Origin of the sequence: Modestobacter sp. VKM Ac-2982, assembly GCF_026967935.1 — a bacterium.
In the GTDB taxonomy this organism is placed as follows: Bacteria; Actinomycetota; Actinomycetes; order Mycobacteriales; family Geodermatophilaceae; genus Modestobacter.
Window position 1 is genome coordinate 1,331,121 of sequence record NZ_JAPVBL010000001.1, and the last position, 19,553, is coordinate 1,350,673.

The window sequence follows — 19,553 nt, forward strand, 5'->3', positions numbered from 1 at the left end:
CGAAGACCCCGGTGGGTCCTCAGGACCTACCGGGGTCTTCTCAGCTCGACGGCCCCCTGTCGGGGGCCAGCCTCACGCCCGAGCGACCTTGCCCGCGCGGATGCACGAGGTGCAGACGTTCATGCGCTGGCGGCCGCCGCCGGTCAGCGCGGCGCGGACGGACTGGATGTTCGGGTTCCAACGGCGCGGCGTGCGGCGGTGCGAGTGCGACACCGACATGCCGAAACCGGGGCCCTTGCCACACACATCGCACACGGCAGCCACGGTCGATCACTCCCAGAGAATTGGTCCAGCTGAAGTCAGGTCCTGAAGTCAGTCGCAGTGCTCGGCGGAGACCCGGGCGGGAGCCCAGGGCATGGTCCTGCCACGCACAACTGGAGACCACTGTAGCCGGTGCTCACCAGCCGTGTCGGACCGCCCCGTCCGCTGGGCCCGGGGCGGCGGCGGGAGGGCCGTGGGCGCCCGGTCGTGTCGGTGCGCCCCGGTACCCTGCCGCACGTGCTGGAGGCGCTGGACGAGGCCGCGGTCGGCCGATGGAGCTCCGCCGTCGTCGACACGCTGACGCAGGCGCGTGGCCGCCTGGACGAGCTGAACGTCTTCCCGGTCCCCGACGGGGACACCGGCACCAACCTGCTGATGACCGCTCAGGCCGCGCACGCGGCGCTGACCAGCGCCGACGGCACCGAGTCCGCCTGGGACGTGCTGGCCCGCGGCGCCGTGCTCGGCGCGCGGGGCAACTCCGGGGCGATCCTGGCCCAGCTGCTGCGCGGGCTCGCGGACGGGCTGGCCGACGTGGAGCACGTCCACGGACCGGTGCTCGCCGATGCGCTGGCCTCGGCCGCCGGCACCGCCTACGCCGCGGTCGCCGATCCGGAGGAGGGCACGTTCCTCACCGTGGCCCGGGCCGGCGCCGATGCGGCGACGACCGCCGTCGCCGCCGGGCAGGCCGGGCTGGCCGACGTCGTCCGGGCCGCCGCCGAGGGTGCGCTCACCGCCCTGCGGGCGACCACCGGCCAGCTGGCCGCGCTGCGCGACGCCGGCGTGGTCGACGCCGGGGGCGCCGGCTGGTGCCTGGTGCTCGATGCGCTGGTCGGCACGGTCACCGGCACGACGCCGGCTCGCGCGCCGCTGGACGGGCGGCCCGCCCGGCCCCGCCGGTCACCGTGGCCGGTGCCGGCCGCGCCCGCCCCCGGGCCCGGCAGCGAGGTGCAGTTCCTGCTCGCCGACTCCGACGAGGCCGCCGTCTCCCGGCTGCAGGCGCGGCTGGCCGAGCTGGGCGACTGCCTGGTCGTCGTCGGCGTCGACACCCCGGGCGGCCGGGAGTGGAACGTCCACGTCCACGTCAGCGACGTGGGGGCGGCGGTGGAGGCCGGGATCGAGGCGGGGCGGCCGCACCGGATCTCGGTCACCCCGCTGGCCCCGGTGCGGGCACCGGCCGCCGCGGCGGGGCTGCGCGCCGTCCTCGCGCTGGCCTGCTCCGCCGGGCTCGCCGAGCTCTTCGGAGCCGAGGGCGTCACCGTGCTGACCGCACCGGTCGACGCGGTCGACGAGGACGCCGTCCTGCAGGCGGTGCTGGACACCGGGGCCGAGCAGGTCGTCGTGCTGCCCAACCACTGGGAGGTCACCGCGGTCACCGCCCGCGCCGCCGACCGGGCCCGCGAGCAGGGCCGCGACGTCGTGGTCGTCCCGACCCGGTCGGCCGTGCAGGGCCTGGCGGCGCTCGCCGTCGCCGACCCGGCCCGCCGCTTCGGGGACGACGTCATCGCCATGGCCGAGGCCGCGGCCGCGACCCGGTGGGCGGAGGTGACCGTCGCCGAGCAGGAGGCGCTCACCTCGGCCGGCCGCTGCGCCCCCGGGGACGTGCTGGGCAGCGCGGAGGGCGACGTCGTGGTCATCGGCGCCGACCAGGTCGCCGTCGCCCGCGACCTGCTGGACCGGCTGCTGTCGGCGGGCGGGGAGATGGCCACCGTCGTCGTGGGGGAGGAGTCCGCCCTCGGCGACGCGGTCTGCGCCCACCTCTCCGCGGTGCACCCGACGGTCGAGGTGGTCCGCTACGCCGGCGGTGCCGGGGCCGTGCCCCTGCTGATCGGGGTCGAGTAGTGGCGATCTCCATGGACACGCCGCTGACCCGGGTCCTCGGACCCAAGACGGCGAAGGTGATGGCCGAGCAGCTGGCGCTGCACACGGTGCGCGACCTGCTGCGGCACTACCCCCGCCGGTACGCCCGGCGCGGGGAGATGACCCGGCTCGACGGCCTGGAGGTCGGCGACCGGGTGACCGTGCTGGCCCAGGTGAAGAGCGTCAGCACCCGGCGGATGCAGCAGCGCCGCGGGACGCTCACCGAGGTGACCGTCGGCGACGGCGCGGGCAGCATGCGGCTGGTCTTCTTCAACAACCGGCACGCCCACCTCGACGTGGGCGAGTGGGGGCTGTTCGCCGGCACCGTGGGTCTGTGGCGGGGGGACAAGCAGTTCAGCCACCCCGACTGCCACATCATCACCGGGGACGACGACGACTGGGCTCGGGCGCTGGTGCCCCTCTACCCGGCCAGCAAGGACGTCTCCAGCTGGGTCATCCAGAAGTCGGTCAAGCTCCTCCTGGACGACGCCCACTCCCTGGAGCAGCTGCTCGAGGACCCGATCCCGGCGACGGTCCGGGATCGTCACGGACTGGTCGACCTGGCCACCGCACTCCGGCAGAAGCACCGCCCGGAGAACCAGGAGCAGGTCGACTCCGCCGACGAGCGGCTCAAGTGGGATGAGGCGCTGGTGCTGCAGGCGACGCTGGCCGCCCGTCGCCGGGCCGCCGCGCTGGAGCCCGGCATCGCCCGGCCGGGGCGCCCCGGCGGGCTGCTGGACGCGGTCGACGCGGCCCTGCCGTTCGCGCTGACCGACGGCCAGCGCGAGGTCGGCGAGGAACTGGCTGCGGAACTGGCCCGCGAGCAGCCGATGAACCGGCTGCTGCAGGGCGAGGTCGGCTCCGGGAAGACGGTCGTCGCCCTGCGGGCGATGGCCCAGGTCGTCGACGCCGGCGGGCAGGCCGCGCTGCTCGCGCCCACCGAGGTGCTCGCCGCGCAGCACGCCCGCAGCCTGGCCGCGATCCTGGGTCCGCTGGGGCGTGCCGGCGAGCTCGACGGCGACCCGGCCGGCACCCGGGTGGCGCTGCTCACCGGTTCGCAGAAGGCCGCCGTCCGCCGCGAGGCGCGGGCTGCGGTCGCCGACGGCAGCGCGGGCATCGTGGTGGGCACCCACGCGCTGCTGCAGGAGGGCGTGGAGTTCGCCGACCTGGGGCTGGTCGTCGTCGACGAGCAGCACCGGTTCGGGGTGGAGCAGCGGGACGCGCTGCGCGCCAAGGGCACCCGGCCGCCGCACGTGCTGGTCATGACGGCCACCCCGATCCCGCGCACCGTGGCGATGACCGTCTACGGCGACCTGGAGACCTCCACGCTGCGCCAGCTGCCGGCCGGCCGCGGCGGGGTGTCCAGCTCGGTCGTGCCGGTGGGGGAGAAGCCGGCCTGGCTGGACCGTGCCTGGGCGCGGGTGCGCGAGGAGGTGGCGGCCGGCCGGCAGGTCTACGTCGTCTGCCCCCGGATCGGCGACCTCGAGGACGGCGGCAAGGGCGACGACGGGCCGGACGACGCGGACGGCGCACCGCCGCCGGAGGAGAAGGGCGGCACCAGCGACAAGCGCCCGCCGCTGGCGGTGCTCGACGTCGCCGAGGGGCTGCGCAACGGCCCGCTGTCGGCGCTGCGGGTGGAGGTGCTGCACGGCCGGATGCCGCCGGAGGAGAAGGAGGCGCGGATGCGCGCCTTCGCCGCCGCGGAGGTCGACGTCCTGGTCGCCACCACCGTCGTCGAGGTGGGGGTCGACGTGCCCAACGCCACGGTGATGGTGGTGATGGACGCCGACCGGTTCGGCGTCAGCCAGCTGCACCAGCTGCGCGGCCGGGTGGCCCGCGGGAAGCACGCCGGGCTGTGCCTGCTGGTCACCGAGGCGCCCAGCACCTCCCCGACCGGCCAGCGACTGGCCGCGGTCGCCGCGACCACCGACGGCTTCGCCCTCGCCCGGCTCGACCTGGAGACCCGCCGGGAGGGCGACGTGCTGGGTGCGGCGCAGTCCGGCCGCCGGTCGAACGTGAAGCTGCTGTCCCTGCTGGACGACGAGGCGCTGATCGCCGAGGCCCGGGTCGAGGCCACGACGCTGGTCGAGCAGGGCCGCGGGCTCGCCGACCACCCTGAGCTGGCCGCCGCCGTCGCCGCCCTGGCGCTGGACGAACGCGCCACCTACCTGGAGAAGGCATGAAGCAGCAGTCCTGGCCCAGCCCGTCCGAGGCCGGCCCCGGAACGGAGCCGACCGGCGTGACCCCCCGATGACCCGGCTGATCGCCGGCGTGGCCGGCGGCCGGCGGCTCAAGGTGCCCCGGGCCGGGGTGCGCCCCACCGGTGACCGGGCCAGGGAGGGGCTGTTCAACTCCCTCGGCTCGCTGCTGGACCTCGACGGCGCCCGCGTACTCGACCTCTACGCCGGCTCCGGGGCGCTCGGGCTGGAGGCGTTGTCCCGCGGCGCGGCCGAGGCGGTCTTCGTGGAGTCCGGTGCCGGCGTGCTGCCGGTGCTGCGCGGCAACATCGAGACCGTGGGCCTGCGCGGGGCGCGCGTGGTGCAGGGCAGCGTGCAGGCCGTGGTGGCCGCGCCGGCGCCGGCGGCGTTCGACCTGGTGTTCGCCGACCCGCCCTACGCCGCCCCGGTCGAGGAGGTGCTCGGCGTGCTCGAGGCGCTGGCCGGCAACGGCTGGCTGGCCCCGGACGCCGTCGTGGTGGTGGAGCGGTCCAGCCGCGAGCAGACCTTCCCGTGGCCGACACCCTTCGACGGACTGCGTGATCGGCGGTACGGAGAGGCAGTGCTCCGGTACGGTCGCTTGTCGTGAGGCGAGCGGTCTGTCCCGGTTCGTTCGACCCGGTCACCAACGGCCATGTCGACGTGATCACGCGCGCCGCCGGCCTGTACGACGAGCTGGTCGTCGCGGTGCTGGTCAACCCCGGCAAGGCCGGCCTGTTCGACGTCCACGAGCGGATGGCCCTGCTGCGTGAGGCGGTCGTCGACCTGCCCAACGTCACGGTCGACAGCTTCGAGGGGCTGCTCGTCGACTACTGCCTGGCCCAGCAGATCCCGGTCATCGTCAAGGGGCTGCGGGCGGTCGGCGACTTCGAGTACGAGCTGCAGATGGCCCAGATGAACCGGGAGCTCGCCGCCGTCGAGACCCTGTTCGTGCCCACCGCACCCCAGGTGGGGCACCTCTCCTCCAGCCTGGTCAAGCAGATCGCCCGCTTCGGCGGCGACGTGTCGTCCCTGGTGCCCAAGGCGGTCAACGACCGGCTGGTCGCCCAGTCGAAGGGCAGGCAGTCGTGACCGAGGTCGTGTACCGGCTCTACGAGACCGTCGACGAGCTGACGACGGTGATCGAGAACGCCCGCAGCGTGCCGATGTCCAGCTCCTGCATGGTGCCGCGCGACCACCTGCTCGACCTGCTCGACGACCTCCGGGAGAACCTCCCCGAGGAGGTCCAGCAGGCCGGGGCGATCGTCGAGCAGCGCGCCGAGATCCTGCAGCAGGCCCAGGCCGAGGCCGAGCGGCTCACCGGCCGCACTCGCAGCGAGAGCGAGCAGGTGGTCGTCGCCGCCCGCCGGCAGCGGGAGGAGCTGGTCGGCACGGCCCGCCGGCAGCGGGACGAGATCCTCACCGAGGCGCAGGCCCAGGCCGACGAGCTCATCGCCGGCGCGGAGGAGGAGGCCGAGGAGCTGCTCGCCGAGGCCCGCCGGTTGCGTGACCAGCTCGTGCGGGACGGGCAGGAGCAGCGCGCCGAGCTGATCGCCGCGGGCCAGGCCGAGCACGAGCGGCTGCTCACCGAGACCGAGGTGTACCGGACCGCCGTCGACCGGGCCGACGAGCTCGGCGCCCAGACGGTGGCCGAGGTGGCCCGGATGCGGGCCGAGGTCGACGACTACGTCGACAGCCGGCTGGCCGACTTCGGGAACACCCTGGCGCACATGGCGCGTTCGGTGGACAAGGCCCGGGACAACCTCCGCAGCCCGTGACCGGTCCGCTCCACCCCTGACCGGGAGGTGTGGACGGAGGGATCGGGTAGGCTGGACGTCTGTCCGGCTGCTGCCGTCCTGCGTGCCCGTCCGGCGTGGGCCTCGCGCCGGGCACCCCCACCTTCGACGACGACGAGTACCGACATGCCTGCTTCCTCCGCGCGCTCCACGGGGCCGTCCTCCGGCGCTGCGTCCACCGACGCCCGGCGCCCGGTCGGCGACCCCGTCGACAAGCCGCTCCCCACGCCGGCCGAGAAGGCCGCCGAGAAGGCCTGGAAGATCGACCTCCGGGAACTCGGCCGCCGTGCCGGCTCGATGCGTGAGTGGGAGAAGACCCTCCCGGCCCTGGAGGGCTGGGGTGTGGAGATGATCGGCGTCCCCGCGGGTGCCCCGGTCCAGCTCCACCTCCGCCTGGAGTCGGTGATGGAGGGCGTCCTGGTCACCGGTCAGGTCGAGCTCCCGGTCACCGGCCAGTGCGCCCGCTGCCTCGAGCCGGTCGAGGACACCGTTGAGCTCGACGTCCAGGAGCTCTACGCCTACGCGGGCAGCACCACCGAGGCCACCAGCGGCGAGGACGAGGTGCGCCGCATCGACGGCGACCGGCTCGACCTCGCGCCGCTGGTTCGTGACACCGTCGTCCTGACCCTCCCGCTGTCGCCCACCTGCCAGCCGGACTGCGCCGGCCTGTGCGTCGACTGCGGCGAGCGGCTCGACGACCTCCCTGCCGACCACTCCCACGAGGTGCTCGACCCTCGGTGGGCCGGGCTCGCCGCCCGGTTCACCGAGACGGCCGACAGTGCCGATCCGACCGACAGCGCGGCCGGACCCCAGCCGGGGTCCACCAACCGCACCAACCCAGAGGAGAACTGACCGTGGCCGTTCCGAAGCGGAAGATGTCCCGGAGCAACACCCGCGCCCGCCGGTCGCAGTGGAAGGCCACGGCCCCCACCCTGGCGCCCTGCCCCAACGCGGCCTGCCGTGAGCTCAAGCCCCCGCACCAGGCGTGCCCCACCTGTGGCCAGCACGACGGCCGCCAGGTCCTCGCGGTCTGACCTGCGCAGCTCGAGCGTGGCGAAGTCGCCCAGCACACCGGCGTCCTCGGTGCTGAGCTCCCTCCCCGGGGAGCCCAGGGCCGAGGACGCCGGTCGTCGTGTGCCCGCCGGCGGTGCCGCACACGCCGAGCGGGCGGCCCGCTGGCTGCTCGCGGCGCTGGACCTCGAGCTGCCCGGCGACCTGCTGGGGCTGGCGCTGACCCACCGGTCCTGGGCATACGAGAACGGTGGGCTGCCCACCAACGAGCGCCTGGAGTTCCTCGGCGACTCGGTGCTCGGGCTGGTGGTCACCGACGAGCTCTACCGCAGCCACCCGGACCTGCCCGAGGGCCAGCTGGCGAAGCTGCGCGCCTCGGTGGTCAACATGACCTCGCTGGCCCGCGTCTCCCGGTCCCTGGGCGAGGGGGGCATCGGCCCGCACCTGCTGCTGGGTCGGGGGGAGCAGTCCACCGGCGGCCGGGAGAAGGACTCGATCCTCGCCGACGCGCTCGAGGCGCTGATCGGGGCGGTCCACCTCGGGCTGGGGCTGGACACCGCCTCGTCGGTCGTGCACCGGCTGTTCGACCCGTTGCTGGCCGAGTCGGCCACCCGCGGCGCCGGCCTGGACTGGAAGACCAGCCTCCAGGAGCTCGGGGCCTCCCTGGGCCTGGGGGCACCGGTCTACGAGGTCGAGGACGAGGGTCCCGATCACGCCAAGACCTTCACCGCCGCCGTGCTGCTGGCCGGCGAGGTGCGCGGCGCGGGCGCCGGTCGGACGAAGAAGGCCGCCGAGCAGGAGGCCGCCGAGACGGCTTGGCACGCCCTGTCGGCCGACAGCGGACCGACACGGGACTGAGTCGTGCCGGAGCTGCCTGAGGTCGAGGTCGTCCGCCGTGGGCTGGAGCGCTGGGTCGCCGGCCGGACGATCCGGCAGGTCGAGGTGCACCACCCCCGCGCGGTGCGCCGGCACCTGGAGGGGGCCGACCACTTCGTCGCCGCGCTCACCGGACGGACGCTCAGCGCCGCCCACCGCCGCGGCAAGTACCTGTGGCTGCCGCTGGCCGAGCCCGACGGTGCGCCGTCCGGGCAGGCCCTCGTCGCCCACCTGGGCATGAGCGGGCAGCTGCTGGTGGAGAAGCCCGACGAGCCCGACGAGGTGCACCTGCGGGCCCGGTTCCGGTTCACCGACGGCGGCCGCGAGCTGCGCTTCGTCGACCAGCGGACCTTCGGCGGGCTCGCGGTCGAGGACGCCCCGACCGACGGTCTCCCGGCGCGGCTGGCGCACATCGCCACCGATCCGCTGGACCCCGGGTTCGACGTCGACACCTTCAGCGCGGCGCTCCGCCGCCGGCACACCGAGGTCAAGCGGGCGCTGCTGGACCAGACGCTGATCGGCGGGGTCGGCAACATCTACGCCGACGAGTCGCTGTGGCGGGCCCGGCTGCACGGGGCCCGGCCGACCGACAAGCTCACCCGCGCCCAGGTCAGCGACCTGTTGGAGGGAGTCCGGGACGTGCTCGGCGAGAGCCTGGCGCAGGGCGGCACCTCCTTCGACTCGCTCTACGTCGACGTCAACGGGCAGAGCGGGTACTTCTCCCGGCACCTGGCCGTGTACGGGCAGGTCGACCGCCCGTGCCCTCGTTGTGGCACCCCGATCCGCCGGGAGTCGTTCATGAACCGCTCCAGCTACAGCTGCCCGCAGTGCCAGCCCCGCCCGCGTCCCCGCCCGGCCCGATGAGCGCGCTTCGGCGGGTGGTCGCCCTGGTGGACGGGCAGGTGCAGGGCGTCGGCTACCGCTGGTTCGTGCGGCAGGCGGCGACCGGGCGCGGCCTGACCGGGTCGGCGACGAACCTGCCCGACGGTCGGGTGGAGGTCGTCCTCGAGGGTCCGGACGACGACGTGGCGGCTGTGCTCGCCGAGCTCTCCGGGCCGCGGGCCCCGGGTTCGGTCACCTCGGTGGAGCACCGGGACGACGAGGTGCAGGCGGTGCCGGACTTCACCGTGAGGTGACGAAGACGACATCCCCCCGACACGGTGGCGTCGCCCTGCTGCCGTTGACCCACGTCGTGGCTGGTGTCACCCTGAGGACGCCAGCCCGCGCAGACCGCCCTCCGGCGGTGCGACGGGACCTCTTCCTGCAGTGAAAGGCCGTTGAGTCATGGCCAAGGCCCTGTTCGGTTCCGTCGTCGCTCCCCACGAGCTGCGAGCAGCCGAGGAGAACGCCGCCCTGCGAGCGAAGGTGCGCCGGCTCGAGGCGCAGCTCGCCGTCCTCCGGGAGGAGCGCGACGCGGCGATCGCCCGCGAGCTGCTCACCATGGCCCACGAGTCGGCCGACCCCGTCCTCGCTTAGACCACCTCCGTCCCACCCACCTCTCCCGTGCACAGCGGGAGGGGCGATCGGCGTGTCGTGGGTGAGGATGGGGCCGCCCTGCGCTGAGCAGGACTGTCGTACCTCCCCGGGAGTCTCTGCACCGTGCACCTGTCCAGCCTGACGCTCAAGGGCTTCAAGTCCTTCGCGTCGCCGACGACGCTGCGCCTGGAACCGGGGATCACCGCCGTCGTCGGCCCCAACGGCTCGGGCAAGTCCAACGTCGTCGACGCCATCGCCTGGGTGCTCGGCGAGCAGGGCGCCAAGAGCCTGCGCGGCGGCAAGATGGAGGACGTCATCTTCGCCGGCACCGCCGGCCGCCCGGCGCTGGGCCGCGCCGAGGTCACCCTCACGATCGACAATGCCGACGGCGCCCTGCCGATCGACTACACCGAGGTCTCGATCACCCGCCGCATGTACCGCTCCGGCGAGAGCGAGTACGAGATCAACGGCGACAAGGTCCGGCTGCTCGACGTCCAGGAGCTGCTCAGCGACTCCGGCATCGGCCGGGAGATGCACGTGATCGTCGGCCAGGGGCAGCTGGACGCCGTGCTATCCGGCCGCCCGGAGGACCGGCGGGCCTTCGTCGAGGAGGCCGCGGGCGTCCTGAAGCACCGCAAGCGCAAGGAGAAGGCGCTCCGCAAGCTCGACGCGATGCAGGCCAATCTCGACCGGCTCGGCGACCTGACCGCCGAGCTGCGCCGCCAGCTGAAGCCGCTGGGCCGCCAGGCCGAGGTCGCCCGCCGCGCCGCCGGGGTCCAGGCCGACCTGCGCGACGCCCGGCTCCGGCTGCTCGCCGACGACCTGGTCGACCTGCGTGACGCACTGGACGCCGACATCGCCGACGAGACCGCGGCCCGCGCCCGGCGAGCCACCGTCGAGGCCGCGCTGGGCGAGGCCGCCGGCAGCGAGGCGACGCTGGAGCGGCAGCTCGCCGCCGACGCCCCGGTGCTGGCCGCCGCCCAGGACAGCTGGTTCCGGCTGTCCACCCTCGCCGAGCGGTTCCGCAGCGTCGCCCAGCTCGCCGCCGAGCGGCACCGCCACCTCGCTGCCGTCCCCGCCGCCGCGCCCGGTGGCCGGGACCCCGACCAGCTGGACGCCGAGGCCGACCGGGTCGACGCCACCGAGCGCGAGCTGGCCTCCTCCCTGGAGGCCGAACGGGCCCGGCTGGACACCGCCGTCGCGGTGCGCGGGGAGGTCGAGACGGCGCTGGCCGACGCCGAGCGTGCACTGGTCGCCGCCGCCCGGGCGCTGGCCGACCGGCGTGAGCAGCTGGCCCGGCTCTCCGGGCAGGTGGCCGCGGGCCGGTCGCGGGCCGCGGCCGGCGAGGCCGAGATCGAGCGGCTGGCCGCCGCCGCGACCGAGGCCGCCGACCGTGCCCAGGTGGCCGCCGACCGGCTGGCCGCCCGGCGCGACGAGCTGAGCGCGGACGCCGGCGGCGACGAGGGGCTGGCCGCCGAGCACGCCGCCGCCGTCACCGCACACGCCGCGGCCGCCCGGGCGGTCACCGAGCTCACCGCGGCCGAACGCGCCGCGGAGCGGGACCGGGCCGGCTGGCGGGCCCGCCGCGACGCCCTGGCCCTGGGCCTGGCCCCGGCCGACGGCGCCGCCGCGGTGCTCGCCGCGGGGCTGCCCGGGGTGCTCGGTCCGGTGCCCGACCGGCTGGCCGTCCAGCCCGGGGCCGAGGTCGCGCTGGCCGCTGCCCTCGGTGGGCTGGCCGACGCCGTCGTGGTCGACGGGGTCGAGCAGGCGGCCGCGGTGCTCACCCACCTGGCGAGCACCGACGGTGGCCGGGCGGGCCTGCTGGTGACCGGTGGGCTCCCGGCCGTCTCGCGGGACGGCTGGCCCGAGCTGCCCGACGGCGCCCGCTGGGCCCTCGACCTGGTGGCGGCCCCCGCCGAGCTCGCCCCCGCGCTGGCCCGGGCGCTGGAGCGGGTCGCGGTCGTCCCCGACCTGCCGGCCGCCGTCTCCCTCGTGCGCACCCACCCCCGCGTCCGGGCGGTCACCGACACCGGCGACCTGCTCGGCGCCGACTGGTCGGTGGGGGGCCAGGCGAACGCGCCGTCGGGGCTGGAGGTGCGGGCACGGGTCGACGAGGCCGCCGCCGAGCTGGACCGGGCGACCGCGCACGCCGCCGGCCTGGCCGAGGAGCTGGCCCGGGCCCGCGAGGACGCCGCGGCACGCTCGGCCGACGTCGACGCTGCGCTCACCGCCCGGCAGGCCGGCGACCGGGCGCGCTCGGCCGCCGCCGCCGAACTGGCCGAGCTCGGTGCCGCGGCGCGCTCTGCCGTGGCCGAGGCCGACCGGCTGGACGCCGCGCGGGTGCGGGCCGAGCAGGCGCGGGAGCAGACCGAGGCCGGGCTGGTCGAGCTGGAGGAGCGGCTGGCGGCAGCCGAGGCCGCACCGATGGAGGAGGAGCCCTCGACCGACGAGCGCGACCGGCTGCGCGCCGAGGCGAGCGCCGCCCGGCAGGCCGAGACCGAGGCCCGGCTGGCGGTGCGCACGGCCGAGGAGCGGGCCCGGTCGCTGGCCGGCCGCGCCGAGTCGCTGCGTCGGCAGGCCCGGCAGGAGCGGGCGGCGCGCGAGCGGGCCGCCGCCGCCCGGGTCGCCCGGGAACGAGGCGCCCGGGTGGCTGCGGAGGTGCGGGCCGGTGCGGAGGAGGCGCTGACCCACCTGGCGACCTCCCTGGCCCGCGCGGCCGCCGAGCGGGACGCCCTGGCCGAGGCTCGCACCGGTCGGGAGGCCGAGCTGCTGGTGGTCCGGGCCCGCGTGCGGGAGCACACCGCGGAGCTCGACCGGCTCACCGACGAGGTGCACCGCGACGAGGTGGCCCGTGCCGAGCAGCGGCTGCGGATCGAGGCGCTGGAGTCCCGGGCGGCCGAGGAGTACGGCGTCGACCTGCCGACCCTGCTCGCCGAGTACGGGCCGGCCGCGCCGGTCGCCCCCACCCAGGCGCAGCTGGCCGCGGCGGAGGCGGCGGGGGAGCCGGAGCCCCAGCCGGTGCCCTACGACCGCGGCACCCAGGAACGCCGGGCCGCCCGGGCCGAGCGGGACCTCGCCGCGCTGGGCAAGGTCAACCCGCTGGCCCTGGAGGAGTTCGCGGCCCTGGAGGAGCGGCACACCTTCCTGGCCACCCAGCTCGAGGACCTCAAGGCCACCCGCCGCGACCTGCTCACCGTGGTCCGCGAGGTCGACGCGCGCATCCACCAGGTCTTCGCCGAGGCCTTCGCCGACACGCAGCGGGAGTTCGAGCAGGTCTTCGCCACCCTCTTCCCCGGCGGGGAGGGGCGGATCTTCCTCACCGACCCGGAGAACCTGCTGACCACGGGTGTGGAGGTGGAGGCCCGGCCGCCCGGCAAGAAGGTCAAGCGGCTGTCCCTGCTGTCCGGTGGCGAGCGGTCACTGACCGCCGTGGCGCTGCTGGTCGCCATCTTCCGCGCCCGGCCCTCGCCGTTCTACGTCCTGGACGAGGTCGAGGCGGCGCTGGACGACGTCAACCTGGGCCGGCTGCTCACCCTGATCGAGCAGCTCCGCGACACCTCGCAGCTGATCGTGATCACCCACCAGAAGCGGACGATGGAGATCGCCGACGCCCTCTACGGGGTGAGCATGCGCGGCGACGGCATCACCGGCGTGATCAGCCAGCGGCTGCGCGAGCTCGAGCCGGCGTAGCCGGCGAGCGCTGGGCCGGCCGGCGAGCCGGCCTGGTCAGCCGGTCGCCGGCACGTCGAGGTCGACCAGCAGGGGGTGGTGGTCCGAGGCTCCCGCGCTGTCCAGCACCCGGGCGCCGCGCACCGTCACGCCGGCGGACACCCACACCTGGTCGATCCGCACCCGCGGGCGGCGGGCCGGGTGGGTCATCCCCTGGGGGGCGTGCACCGAGAAGCGTCCGGCCTGGTCGCTGCGGTCGGCCGCCAGCTCCCAGGCGTCGCTGAGGTGCTCGCGCAGCGCCGCCAGCTCCGGGGCGGTGGCGTCGGCGTTCAGGTCGCCGACCAGCACGGCCGCCGTCCCCGGGTCGGTGTGCAGCGCGGCGACCGCGGCGGCCTGCGCGGCCCGGTCGTCCGCCGACCGGCTGGACAGGTGCGTCGTCGTCACCGCCAGCACCCCGCCGGCCAGCTGCACCTGCGCGCGCAGCGCACTGCGCGGCTCCCCGTGTCCGGGCAGCCGGTGCAGTTCCGAGCCCAGCACCGGCAGTCGGGACAGCACCGCGTTGCCGTACTGGCGGCGTCCGCTGCTGGCGCCCGGTTCGTCGATCGAGGGCCCCCACGCCAGCTCCATGTCCAGCCCACGGGACAGCAGCAGCGCCTGGTCGACGTGCTCGCTGCGGTCGCCGAAGTGCCGGTCGAGTTCCTGCAGGCAGATGACGTCGGCGTCGGCAGCCGCCAGCACCCGGGCGAGCCGGGGCAGGTCGTGCCGGCCGTCGCCGCCCACGCCGTGGTGGACGTTGAAGCTGACCAGCCGGACCGTGCTCATGACAGCCGGGTGTCCAGCACCTGGGTGAAGTGCTCGGTTCCGTCCTCGTCGCGGCTGGTCGCCCAGAGCAGGAACCGGGCGTCCCGGCCCTGCAGCACCAGCTCGCCCAGCTCGTTGCCGAAGAAGGGCCCGGCCTGCTTCCGCCACTGCAGCGGGCTGGACTCCACCCGGGCCAGCGCGCGCAGCCCACCGGTCAGCACCCGGGCCCACCGGCTCCAGCCCACCTTGAAGCCGATCTCGATGGCGTGCGGCGCCTGGTTGTGCAGCGGCGACACGGTCAGCTGGTGCACCCGGGTGTCCAGGTCGCCGGGGTTGACCAGCTCGGCCGCGTAGGCGTGGTGGACGTCGCCGGACAGCACCAGTGCGGTGGCCGGCGGATGCCCCAGCTCGCCGCGCGCCGTGGCCACCAGGGTCCGGCCCAGCCGCTCGAAGGACTGCCCGAAGGCCGCCCAGTGCTCCAGGTCCGCAGCCTGCCGCAGCTTCTCCATCAACCGGCCCAGCGGGTTGCCGTGGTGACGGACCGAGAGCGTCTCGTTCCACCGCTCGATGTCGTGCACCGAGTGCGGCAGCAGCCAGGGCAGCGAGGTGCCGATGAGCAGGTGCTCGACGCCGTCCTCGACCGACCGGCGCACCGCGGCATCGACCCAGTCGAACTCGAAGTCGTCGACGATCTTGCGGTCGTGCTCCTCCAGCCCGCGGCCCGCGCGGGTGTCGACCATGATCAGCCGGGTCGACCCCCAGTGCCGCACGTAGCTCCAGCGGACCGTCTCCGGCTCCGTGTCGGCGGCCCGGGCCATCTCGTCCAGCATCGGCCCGGCGTCGTCGGACTCGTCGGCGTTCTTCTGGATCGCCTGCCAGGTCTCGTTCTCCGCCAGCTCCTGCGGCGAGAGGTTGCCCAGGTGCTGGTAGATCCAGTAGCTGACCAGCCCGCCGCAGATCCGCTTCCGCCACCAGTCGGTCGGGGTGACCTCTGCACGCCAGGCCGCCGAGGTGTTCCAGTCGTCGATCATCTCGTGGTCGTCGAAGACCATCGAGGACGGGATCGTCGACAGCAGCCACCGGACCTGCGGGTCGCCCCAGGACTCGGCGTAGAGGCGGCTGTACTCCTCGAAGTCCGCGGCCTGGGCACCCGGCGGCTGGGACAGGTCCCGGCGGGAGGCCATCCACTCCTTCGTCGCCGGGGTCACCTCATCGGCGTAGACCTGGTCGCCGAGCAGGACCAGGGCGTCGGGCCACTGGTCCTCGGGCAGGTCCAGCAGCCGGCGGGCGTAGCTGTCCAGCGCGTCCGGCGGGATGGCGTCACGGACGTCGACGGAGGTGGGCGTGGCGTAGCGGCACGAGCCGAAGGCCAGCCGGAAGGGACCCGGGCGTCCGGCCGTCCGGATCCGGCTCGGCGGGGCGCTCGAGTGCGGTGCGGGCCAGACCAGCTGGCCGTCCAGGTGCACCTCGTAGTGGGTCGTGCTGCCCGGCTCCAGACCCTCGACGATGACGAGGGCGTAGTGGTGGCCGTTGACGCAGAACGTGCGGGCCCGCTGGCCCAGCACCGTCACGTCACAGGGGCGGTCGGTCTCCACCCAGATGGTGGCCGACACCGGGTCGACGTGGCGCAGGAGCGGCCCGAGCAGCAGGAGCGGTCGGGTGCCGGCGGTCTCGGGCATGCGACACAGCCTGCCCCATGATCCTGGGAGACTGTCGGCATGGAGTTCGTGCTGATCGCGATCGCGATCCTCGTCGTCGCCCTGATCGCCGGGATCGGTCTGCTCGTCGGCCGTGGCCGGCGCACCACCCGACTGGACTCCGACGCCGCGCGGGGCACCACGCTCACCCGCCCGCCGATCGCCCCGGACCCGACGTCGGGCGCCACAGCAGCGGACCAGTACACCGGGCCACCGGACGCTCCCGCGCCGACCGAGGCCGAGCCGTCGCTCGTCGACCTGCCGCCGGCGGAGCCGGAGCCCGGCCTGGTCTTCGAGACCCCACCGCCCTCGGCCGGTCGGCTCATCCGGCTGCGCTCACGGCTGGCCCGCTCCCAGTCCTCGCTGGGCCGGGGCCTGCTCACCGTGCTGGCCCGGGAGAAGCTCACCGAGGACGACTGGGAGGAGGTCGAGGAGACGCTCCTGGCCGCCGACGTGGGCGTCGCCGCCACCACCGAGATCGTGTCCCGGCTGCGCACCCAGAGCCTCGTGCTGGCCACCGCCTCGGGCACCCAGCTGCGCGACCTCGTCGTGCAGGAGCTCACCACCGTCCTGCGCCCGGACATGGACCGCACCCTGCGGACCTCCCGGCACGAGGGACGCCCCGCCGTGGTCCTGGTCGTCGGTGTGAACGGCGCCGGGAAGACGACGACGGTCGGCAAGATCGCCCGGGTGCTGGTGGGCGACGGCAAGAGCGTCGTCCTCGGTGCCGCCGACACCTTCCGCGCCGCCGCAGCCGACCAGCTGGAGACCTGGGGCGAGCGGGTCGGGGTGCTCACCGTCCGCGGTCGCGAGGGCGGTGACCCGGCATCGGTGGCCTTCGAGGCGGTCCGCACCGGCACCGAGGCGGAGGTGGACGCCGTCCTGGTCGACACCGCCGGGCGGCTGCACACCAAGTCCGGTCTGATGGACGAGCTCGGCAAGGTCAAGCGGGTCGTGGAGAAGCACGGGCCGGTCGCCGAGGTGTTGCTGGTGCTCGACGCCACCACCGGTCAGAACGGGGTGGTGCAGGCCCGGGTGTTCACCGAGGCCGTCGAGGTAACCGGCGTCGTCCTCACCAAGCTCGACGGCACCGCCAAGGGCGGCATCGTCGTCGCCGTCCAGCGCGAGCTGGGCATCCCGGTCAAGTTGATCGGACTGGGGGAGGGGCCCGACGACCTGGCCCCGTTCGAGCCGGAGGCCTTCGCCGAGGCGCTCGTCGGGAACGCCTGAGCAGCACTGCGGGCCGGGGCCTGGTCGCTGCTGCCCCGGTCAGCCCACGGCGCGGGGATCGAAGCCGAAGGGCAGCTCGAGCCGGTGGCTGGCCAGCAGCTCCGGGTCGGCCAGCAGCTCCCGGGTCGTGCCGTCGGCGACCACGACGCCGCCGTCCAGCACGACCGACCGTGGGCAGAGCTGCAGGGCGTAGGGCAGGTCGTGGGTGACCATCAGCAGCGTGATCGGAAGCGCCTGGAGCACCTCGGCCAGTTCCCGCCGGCCGGCCGGGTCCAGGTTGCTGCTCGGCTCGTCGAGCACGAGGACCTCCGGCTGCATCGACAGCACCGTGGCGACGGCGACCCGCCGGCGCTGGCCGAAGGAGAGGTGGTGCGGCGGGCGGTCGGCGGCGTCGGCCATGTCGACCGCGGTCAGGGCGTCGGTCACCCGTCGGGCGACCTCGGCCTCGGGCAGGCCGAGGTTGCGGGGGCCGAAGGCGACGTCCTCGCCGACCGTGGGCATGAACAGCTGGTCGTCGGGGTCCTGGAAGACGATCCCCACCCGGCGGCGGACCTCCGGCAGGTTCCGGTCCTCGACCGGCAGCCCGGCGACCTCCACCCGGCCGCGGCCGCCGCGCAGGATGCCGTTCAGGTGCAGCACCAGCGTGGTCTTGCCCGCCCCGTTGGGCCCGAGCAGCGCGACCCGCTCGCCGGGCTCCAGCCGCAGGTCGACGCCGTAGAGGGCCTGGTGCCCGTCGGGGTAGGCGAACGCCAGGTCGTCGACGAGCAGCGAGGGGATGGGGGTGCTCACCCGAGCAGTGAACCCCCGGCCAGCACGGCGGCCGCGGCCAGGGGGAGGCTGAGCGCGGTGGCCCACGCGCGCCCGCCGGCCACCGCGACCGGACCGCTGGGCAGCCGCCCGGTGTACCCCCGGGACAGCATCGCCAGGTGCACCCGCTCACCGCGCTCGTAGGAGCGGATGAACAGCGAGCCGGCCGCCGGGCCGAGCACCTTGAGCGCACCGAGGTGCCGGCCGCGGAACCCCCGGGACTCCCGGGCCACCTGCATCCGGCGCAGCTCACCGCCGACGACGTCGGTGTACCGGATCATGAAGCTGAGGATCTGCACCAGCACGGTCGGCAGCCGCAGCCGCTCCAACCCGCGCAGCAGGCCCCGGGCCTCGGTCGTCGCGGCCAGCAGCGTCGCGGCCAGCACCGACAGGGTCGCCTTGGCCAGGATGCTGCCGCCGGCGGCCAGCCCGCTCTCCGACAACGACAGGCCCAGCACGTCGGTGCGCGGGCCCCGGGAGACGAACGGCAGGAGCGCGGCGAACAGGACGAACGGCACCTCCACCACCAGGCCACGCAGCAGCCGGCCCGGCCGCACCCGGGCCACCGCCGCCACGGTCAGCAGCAGGAGCAGGAAACCGGCGTAGGCCAGCGGGGCCCAGCCGGCGTGCACCGGGGTCGCCACGACCACCAGGGCGAAGGCGAGGACGGCGACCAGCTTGGTGTGCGGCTCCAGCCGGTGCACCGGGCTGTCGCCGGGCACGTAGGCCGCGGCCAGCCCACCGCCGTGTCCTGCGCCCACCTCAGTGCTGGCGGGCGTCGGCGCGAGGGGCCGAGTCGTCCGGGACCGAGTCGTCCGAGGCCGGGCGTCGGCGCACCAGAAGGACCAGGACGCTGGTCAGCGCCAGCACCAGCAGCACGCCGATCACCCCGGCCAGGCCGCCGGAGAGCCGGTCGTCCCCGATCCAGGAGGCGGTGTAGTCGGCCAGCGGCGAGTCGGCGGCCGCGCTGTCCCGGGCGGTGGAACCGAAGCCCTGCTCCTCGGCGGTGGCCTCCAGCCCGTCGGGTGCGGAGCTGGCGTACCAGCTGCCCACTCCGGCGATGAGCAGCGCGAGGACCGTCCCGATCAGCACGAACGTGCGGGTGCGGGTCATCGGGCGTCCACCGCGGTCGCGCCGGCCAGGCCCGGGCGGGGGGCCAGTTCCCTGGCCCGCAGGAGGTGGCGGCCGCCGCGGACCAGGTCCGGGCGGACGGTGAGCACAGCGCCGAGGACGGCGACGGTGATGACCGCCTCGCCCAGACCGATCAGCAGGTGCACACCGACCATGGCCGCGGTGACCGGCCCGAGCGCGACGTCAGCGACGCCGCCCAGGCCGAACAGGCCGACGAACACCAGGGCGGCCGCCGGCACGGACAGGAAGGCGCCCACCCCGGCGGAGGCCAGCAGCCCGGTGCGGGTGGCCGGCAGCACGGCCCGCAGCCCGCGGAAGACGCCGTACCCGACGCCGATCGCCACCAGGCCGAGCAGGGTGACGTTCGTGCCGAGGGCGGTGAGGCCGCCGTCGGCGAAGACCAGGGCCTGCACCAACAGGACGACGGTCAGGCACAGCACCGCCGTCCACGGGCCGACCAGGACCGCGGCCAGCGCACCGCCCATGAGGTGGCCGCTGGTGCCGAAGGCGACCGGGAAGTTCATCATCTGCACCGCGAAGACGAAGACCGCGGTGAGCCCGGCCATCGGGGCGGTGCGCTCGTCGAGCTCGTGGCGTGAGCCACGGAGCGCCAGGGCGACGCCGGCGGCCGCGACCGCGGCGGTACCGGTGCTGGTCGTGGCGTCGAGAAAGCCATCGGGGACGTGCACACGGACCTCCGGGACCTCGGGTTGCTGAGCTGTGCGGCCGGTGACGGGTGCCTCGGT

20 protein-coding genes are annotated in these 19,553 nt (G+C 75.3%); 13 read left to right on the forward strand and 7 right to left on the reverse strand.

Features of this window, described 5'->3' with window-relative positions; genetic code table 11:
* Positions 1–72: 72 nt before the first annotated feature.
* Positions 73–264 (reverse strand): 50S ribosomal protein L28, encoded by a 192-nt coding sequence (gene rpmB / locus O2W20_RS06570; protein WP_036339964.1) that lies wholly within the window; start codon positions 262–264, stop codon positions 73–75.
* Between the two features lie 234 nt (positions 265–498).
* On the opposite strand from rpmB, the gene O2W20_RS06575 reads away from it, so the two are divergent.
* The 12 genes from O2W20_RS06575 (at position 499) to smc (ending at position 13,162) form a co-directional block, all read left to right on the forward strand.
* Positions 499–2,100, forward strand: a complete 1,602-nt coding sequence (locus tag O2W20_RS06575) for a DAK2 domain-containing protein (RefSeq protein WP_269170920.1) — start codon at positions 499–501, stop codon at positions 2,098–2,100.
* Between the two features lie 11 nt (positions 2,101–2,111).
* Positions 2,112–4,301: an ATP-dependent DNA helicase RecG gene (gene recG / locus O2W20_RS06580; RefSeq protein WP_269170921.1), complete on the forward strand. Its 2,190-nt coding sequence runs from the start codon at positions 2,112–2,114 to the stop codon at positions 4,299–4,301.
* A gap of 67 nt (positions 4,302–4,368) precedes the next feature.
* A complete protein-coding gene (rsmD, locus tag O2W20_RS06585) occupies positions 4,369–4,923 on the forward strand; it encodes a 16S rRNA (guanine(966)-N(2))-methyltransferase RsmD (RefSeq protein WP_269170922.1) in 555 nt (184 codons plus the stop codon).
* Positions 4,920–5,405: a pantetheine-phosphate adenylyltransferase gene (gene coaD, locus O2W20_RS06590; RefSeq protein ID WP_269170923.1), complete on the forward strand. Its 486-nt coding sequence runs from the start codon at positions 4,920–4,922 to the stop codon at positions 5,403–5,405. The genes rsmD and coaD overlap by 4 nt, the downstream gene beginning before the upstream one ends.
* On the forward strand, positions 5,402–6,091 hold the full coding sequence (locus O2W20_RS06595; protein ID WP_269170924.1) for a hypothetical protein: 690 nt from the start codon (positions 5,402–5,404) through the stop codon (positions 6,089–6,091). Before coaD ends, O2W20_RS06595 begins: the two co-directional genes overlap by 4 nt.
* Positions 6,092–6,235: 144 nt before the next feature.
* Entirely contained in the window at positions 6,236–6,961 is a 726-nt protein-coding gene (locus O2W20_RS06600) for a YceD family protein (protein WP_269170925.1), read from the forward strand.
* A gap of 2 nt (positions 6,962–6,963) precedes the next feature.
* Positions 6,964–7,143 (forward strand): 50S ribosomal protein L32, encoded by a 180-nt coding sequence (gene rpmF, locus O2W20_RS06605; protein WP_269170926.1) that lies wholly within the window; start codon positions 6,964–6,966, stop codon positions 7,141–7,143.
* A 16-nt stretch (positions 7,144–7,159) separates the two neighbouring features.
* Positions 7,160–7,978 carry a ribonuclease III gene (gene rnc / locus O2W20_RS06610; RefSeq protein ID WP_269170927.1) on the forward strand — a complete coding sequence of 273 codons (819 nt, stop codon included), beginning with the start codon at positions 7,160–7,162 and terminating at the stop codon, positions 7,976–7,978.
* Between the two features lie 3 nt (positions 7,979–7,981).
* Positions 7,982–8,860, forward strand: coding sequence for a bifunctional DNA-formamidopyrimidine glycosylase/DNA-(apurinic or apyrimidinic site) lyase (gene mutM / locus O2W20_RS06615; protein ID WP_269170928.1), 879 nt, complete (start codon positions 7,982–7,984; stop codon positions 8,858–8,860).
* Positions 8,857–9,132, forward strand: a complete 276-nt coding sequence (locus O2W20_RS06620) for an acylphosphatase (RefSeq protein ID WP_269170929.1) — start codon at positions 8,857–8,859, stop codon at positions 9,130–9,132. Before mutM ends, O2W20_RS06620 begins: the two co-directional genes overlap by 4 nt.
* Positions 9,133–9,280: 148 nt before the next feature.
* Positions 9,281–9,472 carry a hypothetical protein gene (locus O2W20_RS06625; RefSeq protein WP_269170930.1) on the forward strand — a complete coding sequence of 64 codons (192 nt, stop codon included), beginning with the start codon at positions 9,281–9,283 and terminating at the stop codon, positions 9,470–9,472.
* A 123-nt stretch (positions 9,473–9,595) separates the two neighbouring features.
* The gene (gene smc / locus O2W20_RS06630; RefSeq protein WP_269170931.1) at positions 9,596–13,162 is read left to right on the forward strand and encodes a chromosome segregation protein SMC; all 3,567 of its coding nucleotides are present in this window, start codon (positions 9,596–9,598) and stop codon (positions 13,160–13,162) included.
* Between the two features lie 36 nt (positions 13,163–13,198).
* Here the strand turns inward: smc and O2W20_RS06635 are convergent, their stop codons facing one another.
* A complete protein-coding gene (locus O2W20_RS06635; RefSeq protein ID WP_269170932.1) occupies positions 13,199–13,963 on the reverse strand; it encodes an endonuclease/exonuclease/phosphatase family protein in 765 nt (254 codons plus the stop codon).
* The gene (locus O2W20_RS06640; RefSeq protein WP_269170933.1) at positions 13,960–15,621 is read right to left on the reverse strand and encodes an alkaline phosphatase D family protein; all 1,662 of its coding nucleotides are present in this window, start codon (positions 15,619–15,621) and stop codon (positions 13,960–13,962) included. Before O2W20_RS06640 ends, O2W20_RS06635 begins: the two co-directional genes overlap by 4 nt.
* A gap of 39 nt (positions 15,622–15,660) precedes the next feature.
* Between O2W20_RS06640 and ftsY the strand changes: the two genes are divergently transcribed.
* The gene (ftsY, locus tag O2W20_RS06645) at positions 15,661–16,869 is read left to right on the forward strand and encodes a signal recognition particle-docking protein FtsY (RefSeq protein WP_269170934.1); all 1,209 of its coding nucleotides are present in this window, start codon (positions 15,661–15,663) and stop codon (positions 16,867–16,869) included.
* Between the two features lie 39 nt (positions 16,870–16,908).
* Here ftsY and O2W20_RS06650 read toward each other — a convergent pair whose 3' ends face one another.
* The 4 genes from O2W20_RS06650 to O2W20_RS06665 are packed head-to-tail and all read right to left on the reverse strand — an operon-like array spanning position 16,909 to position 19,496.
* A complete protein-coding gene (locus tag O2W20_RS06650) occupies positions 16,909–17,658 on the reverse strand; it encodes an energy-coupling factor ABC transporter ATP-binding protein (protein WP_269170935.1) in 750 nt (249 codons plus the stop codon).
* Positions 17,655–18,437, reverse strand: coding sequence for a cobalt ECF transporter T component CbiQ (gene cbiQ, locus O2W20_RS06655; protein WP_269170936.1), 783 nt, complete (start codon positions 18,435–18,437; stop codon positions 17,655–17,657). The genes O2W20_RS06650 and cbiQ overlap by 4 nt, the downstream gene beginning before the upstream one ends.
* A gap of 1 nt (position 18,438) precedes the next feature.
* Positions 18,439–18,789: a PDGLE domain-containing protein gene (locus O2W20_RS06660; RefSeq protein WP_269170937.1), complete on the reverse strand. Its 351-nt coding sequence runs from the start codon at positions 18,787–18,789 to the stop codon at positions 18,439–18,441.
* A complete protein-coding gene (locus O2W20_RS06665; RefSeq protein ID WP_269170938.1) occupies positions 18,786–19,496 on the reverse strand; it encodes an energy-coupling factor ABC transporter permease in 711 nt (236 codons plus the stop codon). The genes O2W20_RS06660 and O2W20_RS06665 overlap by 4 nt, the downstream gene beginning before the upstream one ends.
* Positions 19,497–19,553 lie beyond the last annotated feature (57 nt).

Bases quoted from the DNA above. Each gene is read 5' to 3' on its own strand.
- recG (WP_269170921.1), top strand. From the start codon at position 2,112: ATGGACACGCCGCTGACCCGGGTCCTCGGACCCAAGACGGCGAAGGTG.
- rsmD (WP_269170922.1), top strand. From the start codon at position 4,369: ATGACCCGGCTGATCGCCGGCGTGGCCGGCGGCCGGCGGCTCAAGGTG.
- O2W20_RS06600 (WP_269170925.1), top strand. From the start codon at position 6,236: ATGCCTGCTTCCTCCGCGCGCTCCACGGGGCCGTCCTCCGGCGCTGCG.
- O2W20_RS06620 (WP_269170929.1), top strand. From the start codon at position 8,857: ATGAGCGCGCTTCGGCGGGTGGTCGCCCTGGTGGACGGGCAGGTGCAG.
- O2W20_RS06625 (WP_269170930.1), top strand. From the start codon at position 9,281: ATGGCCAAGGCCCTGTTCGGTTCCGTCGTCGCTCCCCACGAGCTGCGA.
- O2W20_RS06635 (WP_269170932.1), bottom strand. From the start codon at position 13,963: ATGAGCACGGTCCGGCTGGTCAGCTTCAACGTCCACCACGGCGTGGGC.
- O2W20_RS06640 (WP_269170933.1), bottom strand. From the start codon at position 15,621: ATGCCCGAGACCGCCGGCACCCGACCGCTCCTGCTGCTCGGGCCGCTC.
- ftsY (WP_269170934.1), top strand. From the start codon at position 15,661: ATGGAGTTCGTGCTGATCGCGATCGCGATCCTCGTCGTCGCCCTGATC.
- O2W20_RS06660 (WP_269170937.1), bottom strand. From the start codon at position 18,789: ATGACCCGCACCCGCACGTTCGTGCTGATCGGGACGGTCCTCGCGCTG.